The 12,638-nt window shown below is 63.0% G+C and carries 12 protein-coding genes; 5 read left to right on the forward strand and 7 right to left on the reverse strand.

What is annotated here, in order from left to right; genetic code table 11:
• Positions 1 to 2: 2 nt before the first annotated feature.
• Positions 3 to 1,022: a LacI family DNA-binding transcriptional regulator gene (locus ABQM86_RS17185; protein ID WP_207594574.1), complete on the reverse strand. Its 1,020-nt coding sequence runs from the start codon at positions 1,020 to 1,022 to the stop codon at positions 3 to 5.
• Positions 1,023 to 1,036: 14 nt separating this feature from the next.
• On the reverse strand, positions 1,037 to 2,236 hold the full coding sequence (locus ABQM86_RS17190; RefSeq protein WP_369745076.1) for a Gfo/Idh/MocA family protein: 1,200 nt from the start codon (positions 2,234 to 2,236) through the stop codon (positions 1,037 to 1,039).
• Positions 2,237 to 2,449: 213 nt separating this feature from the next.
• Between ABQM86_RS17190 and ABQM86_RS17195 the strand changes: the two genes are divergently transcribed.
• From ABQM86_RS17195 to ABQM86_RS17210, 4 genes are all read left to right on the forward strand, one after another.
• Positions 2,450 to 3,412 carry a carbohydrate ABC transporter permease gene (locus tag ABQM86_RS17195; protein ID WP_369745077.1) on the forward strand — a complete coding sequence of 321 codons (963 nt, stop codon included), beginning with the start codon at positions 2,450 to 2,452 and terminating at the stop codon, positions 3,410 to 3,412.
• Between the two features lie 26 nt (positions 3,413 to 3,438).
• A complete protein-coding gene (locus tag ABQM86_RS17200; protein WP_369745078.1) occupies positions 3,439 to 4,341 on the forward strand; it encodes a carbohydrate ABC transporter permease in 903 nt (300 codons plus the stop codon).
• Between the two features lie 30 nt (positions 4,342 to 4,371).
• Positions 4,372 to 5,712, forward strand: a complete 1,341-nt coding sequence (locus ABQM86_RS17205; protein WP_369745079.1) for a sugar ABC transporter substrate-binding protein — start codon at positions 4,372 to 4,374, stop codon at positions 5,710 to 5,712.
• Positions 5,713 to 5,852: 140 nt separating this feature from the next.
• Positions 5,853 to 8,057, forward strand: a complete 2,205-nt coding sequence (locus tag ABQM86_RS17210) for an alpha-galactosidase (RefSeq protein ID WP_369745080.1) — start codon at positions 5,853 to 5,855, stop codon at positions 8,055 to 8,057.
• Between the two features lie 119 nt (positions 8,058 to 8,176).
• Here ABQM86_RS17210 and aroQ read toward each other — a convergent pair whose 3' ends face one another.
• Entirely contained in the window at positions 8,177 to 8,641 is a 465-nt protein-coding gene (aroQ, locus tag ABQM86_RS17215) for a type II 3-dehydroquinate dehydratase (RefSeq protein WP_369745081.1), read from the reverse strand.
• A 94-nt stretch (positions 8,642 to 8,735) separates the two neighbouring features.
• Positions 8,736 to 9,920 (reverse strand): MarP family serine protease, encoded by a 1,185-nt coding sequence (locus ABQM86_RS17220; RefSeq protein ID WP_207594587.1) that lies wholly within the window; start codon positions 9,918 to 9,920, stop codon positions 8,736 to 8,738.
• A gap of 235 nt (positions 9,921 to 10,155) precedes the next feature.
• Between ABQM86_RS17220 and ABQM86_RS17225 the strand changes: the two genes are divergently transcribed.
• A complete protein-coding gene (locus tag ABQM86_RS17225) occupies positions 10,156 to 10,833 on the forward strand; it encodes a Crp/Fnr family transcriptional regulator (RefSeq protein WP_011775987.1) in 678 nt (225 codons plus the stop codon).
• A 173-nt stretch (positions 10,834 to 11,006) separates the two neighbouring features.
• On the opposite strand, the gene ABQM86_RS17230 is transcribed toward ABQM86_RS17225, so the two are convergent.
• Genes ABQM86_RS17230 through ABQM86_RS17240 form a run of 3 tightly spaced genes read right to left on the reverse strand, consistent with a single transcriptional unit; the run spans position 11,007 to position 12,630 of the window.
• On the reverse strand, positions 11,007 to 11,918 hold the full coding sequence (locus ABQM86_RS17230; protein ID WP_280623498.1) for an NUDIX hydrolase: 912 nt from the start codon (positions 11,916 to 11,918) through the stop codon (positions 11,007 to 11,009).
• Positions 11,919 to 11,935: 17 nt separating this feature from the next.
• Positions 11,936 to 12,472, reverse strand: a complete 537-nt coding sequence (locus ABQM86_RS17235; protein WP_207594591.1) for a RidA family protein — start codon at positions 12,470 to 12,472, stop codon at positions 11,936 to 11,938.
• 2 nt (positions 12,473 to 12,474) lie between these two features.
• Positions 12,475 to 12,630 carry a DUF4177 domain-containing protein gene (locus ABQM86_RS17240; RefSeq protein ID WP_011775990.1) on the reverse strand — a complete coding sequence of 52 codons (156 nt, stop codon included), beginning with the start codon at positions 12,628 to 12,630 and terminating at the stop codon, positions 12,475 to 12,477.
• Positions 12,631 to 12,638: the final 8 nt, after the last annotated feature.

Raw genomic sequence — 12,638 nt, forward strand, 5'->3', positions numbered from 1 at the left:
GGCTATTTGCAGCCGCAGGACTGTCGGATGATCAGCTCGGTGGGCAGGATGTGGTGCTGTGGTTCCTCGGCGCGGCCCTTGCCTACCAACGCACGAACGGCGGCTTCGGCCATCAGTTGGACCGGCTGCGCCACCGTAGTCAGTGCGGGCCAACTGTATTCGGAGTCCAACGACCCATCGAAGGACACCAGCGCCATGTCCTCGGGCACCCGGACTCCGGCCTCGTGGAAGGCCCGGAGGATGCCGATGGCCTGCATGTCGTTACTGGCAAAGATCGCAGTGGGCCGGTTGGCCATGGACAGGAATCGCTTGCCCACTTCGTAGCCGCCGGGCCGGGTGAACGGACTGTGCAGCATAGGGCCATCCGGCAGGCCCGCTTCACGCAGCGTGGCCAGCCAGCCAACTTCGCGTCCGTCCAGTTGATTGCCGGTGTTGGTGCCGATGGCCAGGCCGATGTTCGTGTGTCCATGGCCTATCAGGTGCTGGACAGCGGCACGGCCGCCAGCTTCCAAGTCCACGCCAACGCTGGCGAAACCCGGCGGGGATCCTGCGTTGTTCAAGAGGACTGACGGGATTTCCGAGGCCTCCAACTCCGTGACGTCGGGGTCGAACACACAGCTGGCCAGAAACACGCCGTCCACCTGGCGTGCGGCCAGGGTACGGATATTCTTCCGCTCGCGGGTCAGGCTGCCATCCGAGTTGGTGAGAACCATGCCGTAGCCCAAGTCCGATGCCGCTTCTTCCACGGCATGGGCCAGATGCGTGAAGAACGGGTTGGTGTTGTCCGGCACCACAACGCCGATTGTCTCGCTGGAACCGAGCTTCAGTGCCCGCGCCGCAGCGTTGGGCCGGTACCCCAGCACACGGATGGCATCACGCACTTTGGCTTCCGTGGCGGGGGCAACGTTCTTGGGCCCACCGTTCACCACATAACTCACGACGGCGGTACTCACCCCGGCGTACCGGGCCACGTCTTTGCGTGTAACCGGGCCGCGCGGGGTTTGTACTGCTGTTGTTGTCATGAGGTAAATGCTAGCTACTCCACAGGAGCATCACCGAAGTCGCGGATGGGGAGCCGTTCCCCAGCACGAAGTGCGGATTCGTGGGCGACGATCCCGGGGAGGGTGAAGCGGGCCGCCACCCAGGCGTTGACCGGTGGAAGCGTCCGGTTGTTCACCGCCGTCACAAAGTCGTCCACCAGGAATTGGTGGCTGCCTTCGTGCCCGTTGGGTGCACCCAGGAACTCGTCGGGCAAACGGGACTGATCGTGAACCGGCGCAAGGCCTGAGATGAAGGCGTCGCGCAGTTCCGGCGCCACGTCTGCCAGGGAGGGATCATCGGCGGACATGGTCGGTTTGGTTTCCACCTGCTCGGATACGTCCTGCACGGAAGACTTGTCCTGCCACACGGTGGTGGTGGCGAGTTGTTCAAAGCTGGCCTCCGTGCCAAAGAAACGGAAGCGTGATTCCCGGATGTGCGAGGGGTAGCCGACGCGGCGCATCTCATTGGTGCGCATCGCGCCGCCGTCGTTCATTTCGAACAGCGCCGTGGCGTTGGAAAAGTCGTTGGCGAACATGCTGACTTCCTTGTCGAAGACACCGTCGCCGCGCTGGTCCTTCACTCCGATGCAGCTGACACTGACTGCGTGTCCGGGAACAGCGCCAAGGACACCGCCGATTGCGTGGGTCGGGTAGAGCATGGGCGGGTAGCTGGCAGTTTCCTTCCAATGCTCTCCGCCGCTGTACTGGTAGGCCTCGTAGAATCCCAGGTCCATGTCGTGGACGTAGTCGCCCTCAGTGTAGAAGATCCTGCCGAATTTGCCGGCGGCGTGCTGCTGGCGGGCGAACACGGTGGCGGGGTTGTAATAGCTGGTCTCCCCCATCGCATACACAAGCTTGGTCTCCCGTACGGCTTCGATGATCCGGGCGATTTCTTCTTCGGAAATGGCCATCGGCACGGCTGAATAGACGTGCTTTCCAGCGCGCAGGGCACGCTCGACCAAGGGCCCGTGGGTCCACCGCTGCGTGAAGATGGCAACAGCATCGACGTCGGACTCCAACAACTCCTCAAAGCTGCCCTTGACGCCGTCCAGGCCCCAGCGTTCCTGGGCTGCAGCTGCACGTTCGGGGAGTTCATCCACTGCGTAAACCGCACTGACGCCCGGGTGGAGCTTGAACAAGTTCGCGAACTGGCTGCCGAACTGCCCGACACCCACAACACCGATCGAAAACGTCATTGTTTGCCTTTCCTGAAGCTGCAGGCGCAGCTTGCGAAGCGTCCCTTTTTGGGTTCCACATGAGTCTTCCACCGCGATCTACACGAGTCAACAAAAGAAACAGATTCGAACAATTTTCACCAAAATTTGCAGTCATGTCTTGCGCTTGCCAAATCTACTCGTGTAGATTCGCCTCCAGTTGTTACCCACATCACAGTCAGGAAAGGGTCGACGATGACCACGCTAACCAAGCAACCCGGGAAGGCTTCGGGGCGTTCCGGAGACAGCCACGGGCGCAAGCTCCAACCTGCCAAACGCAGCATGACCAGCCGCCTCGGCGACCTGAAAATCGCTCTCTTCTTCATCTTCCCGGCCGTGATCGGCTTCGTAGCTTTCTTCCTGGTCCCCACCATCCGCGGCATTTACCTCAGCTTCACGGAATACAGCATCCTGGGTGAACCCACCTGGATCGGGATCAAGAACTACACCGCGATCTTCGCCGATGAACTGTTCTGGAACGCCATGGGGGTCACCCTCCAGTACGTCGGCCTCAACATCGGATTCCAGACCGTCATTGCCTTGGGTCTGGCCTTGCTGATGCACCGGGTTGCCAAATCCACGTTCGTCCGCGGGGCACTGTTGCTCCCCTTCTTGGTGGCCAACGTCATCGTCGCCCTCCTTTGGTTCTGGATGCTTGACTACCAGCTGGGCATCGTCAATGAAGTCATGAGCTGGGTGGGGCTTCCCCGCGTCGCCTTCTTCGGCAGCGAACAATGGGCCATCCCCACCATCGCGTTCGTGAACGTGTGGCGGCACATGGGCTACACCGCGCTTCTGATTTTCGCCGGGCTGCAATCCATCCCCAACCACCTCTATGAGGTTGCAAACCTCGACGGCGCGTCCCCCACCAGGACATTCTGGAGCGTCACCATGCCGCTGCTCCGCCCCGTGTTGGTGTTGGTGTTGGTAGTCACCGTGATCGGTTCCTTCCAGGTGTTCGACACTGTGGCCGTCACCACCAACGGTGGCCCCGTCAACGCCTCCCGCGTGATCCAGATGTACATCTACCAAAAAGCCTTCGGCGAGTCCGACTTCGGCTACGCCTCCGCCCTGTCCGTGATCCTCTTCGTCATTCTCGCCCTGGTGGCCTTCGTGCAAATGAAGTTCCTCAAGGGCAATGAATCGGACCTGGACTAAGCCGGATGTGGACTAAGGAAACCGCCATGACTACCTCAACCATTTCGCGTAAGAAGCCCCTCGACTGGCGCCGGATCGGCGCGTGGGTGCTGGTCGCCGTCGCCCTCGCCATCACCATCGCACCGTTCCTGTGGATGCTGCGGACGGCATTGTCGAGCAACAGCGCGCTGGCCTCCAACGCCGGAAACCTCCTGCCGGCCGATTTCAGCTGGGGCGCGTTCAAACGCGTACTTGGCCTGCAAACCACCGAAGAAGCGATAGCCGACGGCGGCTCCGGTGCGGCCATCAACTTCTGGCTTTACCTGCGCAACTCCATCATCTTCGCCACCATCACCACGGCCGGCCAGGTGTTCTTCAGCGCGATGGCCGCCTACGCCTTCGCACGGTTGCGTTGGCCAGGCCGGAACAAAGTGTTCGCCATTTTCCTGACCACCATGATGGTTCCCCCGATCTTCACTGCCCTGCCCAACTTCCTGATGATCAAGAACCTCGGGCTGCTGAACACCATGGCCGGAATGTCCCTGCCGTTCCTGTTCATGACGCCCTTCGCCATCTTCTTCCTGCGGCAGTTCTTCCTGAGCATGTCCCGCGAGGTGGAGGAAGCGGCAATGCTCGACGGCGCCAAGCACCTGCGCATTTTCTTCCAGATTGTGCTTCCCAACGCCGCCGCCCCCATCGCCACCCTGGCGCTGCTGACCTTCATCGGTCAATGGAACGAATACTTCTGGCCGCTGCTGGTGGGCCAGGACGAGAACGTCCGCGTGCTCACGGTGGGGCTGAGCGTCTTCAAGTCACAGTCACCGCAAGGCGCCTTGGACTGGTCCGGGCTCATGGCCGGGACCCTCGTGGCTGCGCTGCCGATCTTCCTGCTGTTCATCGCCTTCGGCAAGAAGGTAGTCAACTCCATCGGATTCTCCGGAATCAAGTAACCCCTCTGTAAAACCCCTGAAAGGTTCGCTATGAAGAAAACTCTCGGCGTCGCCGCTGCTGCCGCCGCCATCGCCCTGACCCTGTCCGCCTGTGGCGGTTCCTCCCCTGCTTCCACCGATGCCAAGGGTGAGATCAACTATTGGCTCTGGGACGCCAACCAACTCCCGGCGTACCAGCAATGCGCGGACGATTTCACCAAGGCCAACCCGGACATCAAGGTCAAGATCACCCAGCGCGGGTGGGACGACTACTGGACCACCCTGACCAATGGCTTCGTGGCCGGAACAGCACCTGACGTCTTTACCAACCACCTCTCCAAATACCCCGAGTACGCAGCCAAGAAGCAGTTGCTCTCCCTGGATGAGGCTGTGGAGAAGGACGGCATCAAGCTGGACGCGTACACCAAGGGACTCCCGGAGCTTTGGGTAGGCCAGGATGGCAAGCGCTACGGCCTTCCGAAGGACTGGGACACCGTGGGCCTGTTCTACAACAAGGCCATGACTGACGCCGCCGGAATCACTGCGGAGCAAATGGCTTCGCTTGATTGGAACCCGAAGGATGGCGGCAGCTACGAGAAGACCATTGCGCACCTCACCGTGGACAAGAACGGCAAGCGCGGGGATGAGGCAGGCTTCGACAAGAACAACGTGGCCACCTACGGACTGGGCCTGACGGGCAGCGGGTCTGGCCAGGGCCAAACCGAGTGGAGCTTCCTGACCGCCACCACAGGCTGGACCGCAACGGACAAGAACCCGTGGGGCAGCAAGTTCAACTACGACGACCCCCGCTTCCAGGAGACCATCGCTTGGTGGGCCGGCTTGGTGGACAAGGGGTACATGCCCAAGCTGGAGACCACGGTGGGTGCCAGCATGCCGGACAGCTTCGGCGCTGGAAAGTCCGCGATCAACACCAACGGTGACTGGTTGATCGGCCAGTACCAGACCTACAAGGGCATCGAGACTGCCTTCGCCCCCACCCCCAAGGGCCCCAACGGCGAGCGCGCTTCCATGTTCAACGGCTTGGCCGACTCCATTTGGGCCGGCACCAAGAACCCGGGCGCCAGCATCAAGTGGGTCGAGTACCTTGGCTCCTCCGCTTGCCAAGACGTAGTGGCCAGCAAGGCTGTGGTTTTCCCGGCCCTTACCAGCTCCTCCGAGATTGCCGCCAAGGCCTTCTCTGACAAGGGCACCGACGTCTCAGCCTTCACCACCCATGTCAAGGACGGCACCACGTTCCTCTTTCCCATCGCAGACAAGGCGGCCAAGGTTGACGGCATCATGAAGCCGGCCATGGATGCAGTGCTGTCCGGTAAGAAACCCGCGTCCTCATTGACCGAAGCGAACAACCAGGTCAACAACCTCTTCAAATAGCCCCACCCCGTTCCAATCCCACACCCGTTGTAACCCCACCCGTTGTGTGGCCCGCTCTGCACGCTATTTCCCTCGCGAAGCGTGTAGAGCGGGCCCCGCAACACCCCTCCCGAACCCGAAACTGAAAGTGACCCACCTTTATGCAACCGCTCCACCTCCGTTCCGCAGGTATCAGCCTGGTGATCAGCACCCACCGTGGAGAGGCCGAGATATCCCACTGGGGAGCAGATTTGGGCGACACCCTTCCGGACCTGGCCATCCTCAACGAGCCCATCCCACCGTCCTCGATCGACGCCAACGTCTCCGCCGGCCTCCTCCCCCAGGCTTCCTCGGCGTGGCAGGGCAGGCCCGGACTCCGTGGCCACCGCATCACCGACGGCGTCCCCGGCTTTGATTTCTCCGTTCGCCTGCGCGTGGTGAGCGCGACGACGGACGGCAGCACCGCGGGCGGGTCCACCGCCGTCGTGGTTCAGTCAGATCCCGACGCCGGAATCACCGTCACGTCCAACCTCACCCTGCACCCGGGCGGACTGCTCGAACTGAAGCACACTGTGAGGAACGACGGCACCTCGCCTTACCAGGTGGACGAGTTGGCGACGATGCTCCCGGTGGCGCCGGACGCCGTCGAACTTTTGGATTTGACCGGCCGCTGGTGCCGTGAACGTCACCCGCAGCGCAGGTCCATCCAGCAGGGAACATGGGTCCGCACCGGGCGGCACGGCCGCACAGGACACGACTCTTCACTCCTGCTGGCTGCCGGAACATCCGGCTTCGGCAACAGGCACGGCAAGGTGTGGGCCACGCATTTGGCATGGAGCGGCAACCACGAGGAATTCGCGGACAACGTTGCTGATGGGCGGACCGTAATAGGTGGCTCCGAGCTGCTGGGACCGGCTGAAGTGGTCCTGCAACCCGGTGAAAGTTACACCACCCCTGCCCTGTTCGCGGCGTACTCAGACCGCGGCCTGGATGGCATCAGCGAGGCGTTCTACAGCTGGTTCCGCTCGCGGCCGCACCATGTGGGCGCGCTTTCGGGCAAGCCCCGCCCGGTAGTCCTCAACACCTGGGAAGCGGTCTACTTCGACCACAACCTGGACACCCTGATGGAGCTGGCCGAGTCCGCTGCCGACCTTGGCGTGGAGCGCTTCGTGCTCGACGACGGCTGGTTCCGCGGGCGCCGCGACGACCACGCCGGGCTGGGCGACTGGTACGTGGACGAGACTGTGTGGCCCCACGGGCTGACGCCGTTGATTGACGCCGTGACCTCGCGCGGCATGGAGTTTGGCCTCTGGGTGGAACCGGAAATGATCAACCTCGACTCCGACATCGCCCGGGCGCATCCGGAATGGCTCGTAGGACCCTCTGCCGCTTCCCACAAGGACGGCGGCAGGCTGCCTCTGGAGTGGCGGCAGCAGCACGTGATCGACCTCGTGAATCCGGACGCGTGGCAGTACATTTTCGAGCGCATGGACACTTTGCTGCGCGAGAATGACATCAGCTATCTCAAGTGGGACCAGAACCGGGACCTCGTGGAGCACGGGCATGCAGGCCGGGCCTCCGTTCACGAACAGACCTTGGCTGCGTACCGGCTCTTCGACGCGCTCCGTGCGGCCCACCCGGGGGTGGAGATCGAGAGTTGCTCCTCCGGTGGCGCGCGGGTTGACCTCGGGATCCTTGAGCGTACGGACCGCATCTGGGCTTCGGACTGCAACGACGCCCTGGAACGCCAAACCATCCAACGCTGGACCGGCATGGTGGTTCCGCCGGAGCTGGTGGGTGGGCACATTGGTCCTACGACATCGCACACCACGGGGCGGACGCACGACCTCTCCTTCCGTGCCATCACCGCATTGTTTGGGCACTTCGGCATGGAGTGGGACGTCCGCTCCGTCACCGGGGCGGAGCGTTCGGAGCTCAAGCGTTTCATCGGCCTCTACAAGGAGCACCGCGGCCTCATCCACAGTGGACGAATGGTCCGTGCCGACTTGCCGGACGAATCGCTCATGCTCCACGGCGTTGTTGCGGACGCTGAAGGGCTCGACGCCGGGATTGCGGCAGGTGCCACGGCCGCGCTGTTCGCCGTAGTCAAGACCCGGACGGGGTTGGCCGAGCAGCCCGGACGGGTTGCCATTCCTGGGTTGGACCCTTCGCGTTCATACCGTGTAGAGGCCGTCTTCCCCTCCCCAGGGGACGCCGACTACGGGCACACGTTCATTGAGGCCAAGCCGGCGCCCTGGCTGTACTCCGGGGCCGAAGCCACGGGGCTCTTCCTGGGCGAAGTGGGCCTCCCCATGCCTGTCTTGAACCCTGAGCATGCCATCCTGCTGCGGTTCACGGCCCTCTGACCCTCTCTCACATCCCACGGGCTTCCCGGGAACCCTCTCTCACCTAACGCGGGCTTGAGCCGAACGCTCTTCCACATCCCAAGGGCTTCCCGGGAACCCTCGCTCACCAAAAGCGTGGTTTAGACGGCGTCCGCCAAGTAGTCGATAGCCAGCTTGTAGCCAAGGACTCCTGCGCCCACGATGATTGCGCTGCAAACACCAGACAGGTACGAGTGGTGACGGAACTCTTCGCGCTGGTGGACGTTGGTGATGTGGACTTCGACGGCGGGTAGCTGCACTGCGGCCAGGGCGTCACGAAGTGCGACTGATGTATGCGTGTAGGCGCCGGCGTTGATCACTATCCCGACAGCGGTGCCGCGCGCCGCGTGGATGGCGTCGAGCAGGTCGCCTTCGTGGTTCGACTGCACACAGTCAACAGTGAAGCCATGGGCGGCAGCCGCCGACATGGCGAGTTGCTCGACGTCCGCAAGTGTTGACGTTCCGTACTTCTCTGGCTCGCGGGTGCCAAGAAGGTTGAGGTTGGGTCCATTGATGACAAGGATGGTGCCGCGACCGGCTTCGGTGGCGGGGGTGGCTTCAGTCATGGCTCCCAATCTATAGCGGCCCGGGAACGCAGGGTAAATATGCCCGCTCCATGAGCGGTGGCAGCCCGAAAACACCCACGATGCGGGAGGGCCCCTACTTACGCGTGCATTGACCTGGCGATACGGGGCTGTTGAGTCCCGGGGCCTGCGCTGCCACAGGTGACAGGTCTGCCATGGTGAGGGCAAAGCCGAGGGCGGCATCGGTGGTGGTCTTGGCGAAGATCAGCCCGGCCACCTCGCCCTGCATGGTCAGCAGCGGACCGCCGGAGTTGCCCGGCTGGACGTCACCGGCCAGCTTGTAGACGAGCTCCGGAGAGGGATTGTCGCCGTAGATGTCCGGGACAATGATGGTCGAAATTCCTTGGACGGTTGCGGGCTTCGATTGGAAAGGACCGCCGTGCGGGTACCCGGCAAAGGCCGCAGGGCTGCCTTCGGGCAGGTCAACACTCATCGGCAGTGGGCTGGACTGCAGGCCGTCCACGGCCAGGACTGCGATGTCCCGCTGGGGGTCGAAGTACACCACCCGGCCCGGCAACGCACCGCCGTCGGGAACTTCCACCACCGGCTGCGACACGCCCGCCACAACGTGCGCGTTGGTCACGACGCGCCCGGGCGAGACGACGAATCCGGAACCGGTCTGGTTCTGGCCACATTCAAACGCTGTACCCGCGATCTTGAGGACGGACTCTGCAGCCTGGTTAAGGGCAGGAGTGTCCGTTGAGGCATTGGGGACGGGGACCGGAGTCACGGGGCCGATGCCCTCGATGAGCTTGGGGATGCCGTCGCCGATCACCGTGGACCGCAACTGCGCCATGGTGCTCTTGACGGGCGTTGGAGTGATGGTGTCGATGTAGCGGATCACGCGCGAGCCAGCCAGTTGCTGCGAAACAAAGGGCACACCCAGCGAACTGATGCTGAACGCCAGCATGGACATGACCAGCGCCGCCACCACCACGCTCACCACGCCACCGATCAACCTGTCAACGGCGTGCAGCGGCTTGATCCGCACGGCGTGGCGGATTTTGCGCCCGATCATGGTTCCCAGCCCATGACCCAAAGCAATAAGCACGACGGCGGCACCCACCGTGGCGGTCAGCCTCCAGCCGCTGTCCGTCACCCAGCCACTCACGAGCGGCACGGCAACGAACGCAGCGATGGCGCCGACCACAAATCCTGCAATTCCACCCAGCGTGACCATAAAGCCGTTGCGCAGGCCATAGATCAGGTAGGACAGCAGCATCAAGATCAATGCCAAATCCAATATCGTCAAGCCAAACACCAATGCTCCTCATAGCCGGGTAGCGCCAATTGTAGTTGTGGACCCTGACAACCAACCGTTAGTCACATCACCCGCAGCAGCCACCAAAAGCCGGTTCGGGGCAGCCATTTGCGGTGTTCCGTGGCCGAAATCCGCGTCGTTTCAGCGTTTCACGTGCCAAGTACGTCACAGAAGCCTAAAAATTCTGAAACAATGGCCTGAGCGCCACGACCGAAACTTATATTCAGGAGATTTCATGGACATCGAGGTATTGCGCCGCGCACCCCTCTTCGCCACCCTTGACGACGACGCATTCCGCTTGCTGACGGACGAACTCACCGAGGTGGACCTTTCACGTGGGGCTTCGGTGTTCCGCGAAGGCGACCAGGGTGACCAGCTCTACTTCATCGTTTCCGGCAAGGTGAAGCTCGGCCGCACCTCCCCCGATGGCCGCGAGTCCCTGCTGGCCATCCTCGGCCCGGGCGAGCTCTTCGGCGAAATGGCGTTGTTCGACCCCAGCCCGCGTACCGCCACGGCGACCGCCGTTTCGGAGACCCGCCTGGCCGGCCTCAAGAACGAGAGCCTTAACGCACTGCTCCGCACGCGTCCCGAGGTTTCCGCGCAGCTGCTGCAGGCTCTGGCCCGCCGCCTCCGCCGCACCAACGACTCCCTGTCCGACCTCGTCTTCTCGGACGTTCCGGGCCGGGTTGCCAAGGCCCTGCTGGACCTGGCCGACCGCTTCGGCCGTCCGGCGACCGACGGCGTTCTGGTGGCTCACGAGCTCACGCAGGAAGAACTGGCCCAGTTGGTTGGCGCTTCCCGCGAAACCGTCAACAAGGCACTGGCCGAGTTCGTTCAGCGCGGCTGGCTCCGTCTGGAAGCCCGCGCCGTCGTGATCCTGGACATGCAGCGACTCCGTCAGCGTTCACGCTAAACGCCTCAGCTCAAAAGCCGCCCCGGTCGTAACCGGGGCGGCTTTTTTGGTTGAAAGTGAGAGAGGGTCCGGCTCAAACTCGAGGGACGTGAGAGAGGGGCCGGCTCAAGCCCGCGGGACGTGAGAGAGGAACCCGCTCAAGCCCGAGGGATGTGAGAGAGGATCGAGGGGGGCTAGCGTTCGCGCTGGGGCTCTCCGGCGACGGTACGGGCGGCTTCGACCTCGAGCATCAGGATTCCGCCTTCATCCACGAGCTTCGCCTGGTACACATGCGCTTTGCGTTTGTAGCTCAGGTAGGCGATGCACCCATTGGAGGCGGCCATTTTCTCGAGCATGATTTCGGACCCGGGAACCAAAAGCTGACCCAGGGTGAGGCCCACAGTATTCGGCTGGCCAATCTCATCACCGAGCGCCGGGGTGTCCCTGAGGGCAATCGCTTCGGCGGCCGTAACCCAGCGCCCCCATACGCCTTTGCTTCCCAGGATGCTGGGTTGCTGGTTCACGGGGACCGTTGCGGCAAAGTAACGCGTGTTGAAGCGGGTATGGGCAAAATCCGGGCTGAGCCAATTCACCAAGGGCTTCAACAGATCCGTCCGGAGGGAGAGCCCGCGCTTGGAGAGCATCTCCGTGAAGGACTTTTCCTGGGCCGCCACGGCTTCACGGGCCCGCATCCAATCGACCGTCGAGTTGGCCTCAACAGTGGAGGAAGCATCCGGTCCGGCGAGCAGCACGCCGGTTTCTTCGAAGAGTTCGCGGATGGCGCCCACCACGTGACGGCGGGCGAGTCCGACGTCGTCCGTTCCCATGTGCTCAGCCCACTGCTGCGGCGTGGGGCCTACCCACCCGACGGGATCGTCGTCGGACGCGTCCAGGGAGCCGCCCGGGAACGCGACAACACCCAACGGCGAGGATCCCGGCCTGTAACCAAGCCAGGTCTCCAAACCGGTGGGCGAGTCGCGCAAGAGCACAACGGACGATGCGTAGCGGGCGGCCCTGGGGGTCCGCTCGCCGAGCTCAAGCCAGTTTCGTGCTGCCCCTTCCAGTTCGGGAGGCAGTACAAACAGGCGACGGGCAAGCTGCGGCAATTGGGTGAACCGGTTCCTTAGCTGAATTCAGCGATGAGCTCGACTTCAACAGGAGAGTCGAGCGGCAGGACAGAAACGCCGACGGCGGAGCGTGCGTGCTTGCCCGCGTCGCCAAGGACCTGGCCGAGGAGTTCGGACGCGCCGTTGATGACGCCGGGCTGGCCGGTGAACGTCGGTTCGGAGGAGACGAAGCCGACGACCTTGACGATGCGGGTGATGCGGTCGAGGTCGCCGATGACGCTCTTGACTGCCGCCAGGGCGTTAATGGCGCAGACGGCGGCGTAGCGCTTGGCGTCTTCGGGATCAACGGTGGGTTCGTCGGATGTGCCCAACTCGCCGAGGGAGACCTTGCCCGTAGCTTCGAGTTTGCCGTTAATAAAGGGCAGCTGTCCGGACGTGTAAACGTAGTTGCCGGAGACGATGGCCGGGACGTAGTCCGCAACGGGTGCGGCGACCTCGGGGAGGGTCAAACCGAGCTCGGCCAGGCGCTGCTCGACAGCCGACGTGGGTGCGCCGGATTCCGCGGGAGACGTGGTTTCTGCGGGGGTGGTCATGGTTACTGCTTCTCCCTCTTCAGGTATGCAACAAGGCCTTTGCCATCGGGGCCACCGACGACCTGGACAAGCTCCCAGCCGTCTTCGCCCCACTGGTCCAGGATCTGCTTCGTGGCGTGAATAATGAGCGGAATCGTGGCGTACTCCCATTTGGTCATGACAGAAA

This window comes from Paenarthrobacter sp. AMU7 (assembly GCF_041200195.1).
GTDB lineage: Bacteria > Actinomycetota > Actinomycetes > Actinomycetales > Micrococcaceae > Arthrobacter.

What these genes read in the sequence shown, in the direction of transcription:
- ABQM86_RS17185 (WP_207594574.1), bottom strand. Translation starts at nt 1,022, where the DNA reads ATGACAACAACAGCAGTACAAACCCCGCGCGGCCCGGTTACACGCAAA.
- ABQM86_RS17190 (WP_369745076.1), bottom strand. Translation starts at nt 2,236, where the DNA reads ATGACGTTTTCGATCGGTGTTGTGGGTGTCGGGCAGTTCGGCAGCCAG.
- ABQM86_RS17195 (WP_369745077.1), top strand. Translation starts at nt 2,450, where the DNA reads ATGACCACGCTAACCAAGCAACCCGGGAAGGCTTCGGGGCGTTCCGGA.
- ABQM86_RS17200 (WP_369745078.1), top strand. Translation starts at nt 3,439, where the DNA reads ATGACTACCTCAACCATTTCGCGTAAGAAGCCCCTCGACTGGCGCCGG.
- ABQM86_RS17205 (WP_369745079.1), top strand. Translation starts at nt 4,372, where the DNA reads ATGAAGAAAACTCTCGGCGTCGCCGCTGCTGCCGCCGCCATCGCCCTG.
- ABQM86_RS17210 (WP_369745080.1), top strand. Translation starts at nt 5,853, where the DNA reads ATGCAACCGCTCCACCTCCGTTCCGCAGGTATCAGCCTGGTGATCAGC.
- aroQ (WP_369745081.1), bottom strand. Translation starts at nt 8,641, where the DNA reads ATGACTGAAGCCACCCCCGCCACCGAAGCCGGTCGCGGCACCATCCTT.
- ABQM86_RS17225 (WP_011775987.1), top strand. Translation starts at nt 10,156, where the DNA reads ATGGACATCGAGGTATTGCGCCGCGCACCCCTCTTCGCCACCCTTGAC.
- ABQM86_RS17235 (WP_207594591.1), bottom strand. Translation starts at nt 12,472, where the DNA reads ATGACCACCCCCGCAGAAACCACGTCTCCCGCGGAATCCGGCGCACCC.
- ABQM86_RS17240 (WP_011775990.1), bottom strand. Translation starts at nt 12,630, where the DNA reads ATGACCAAATGGGAGTACGCCACGATTCCGCTCATTATTCACGCCACG.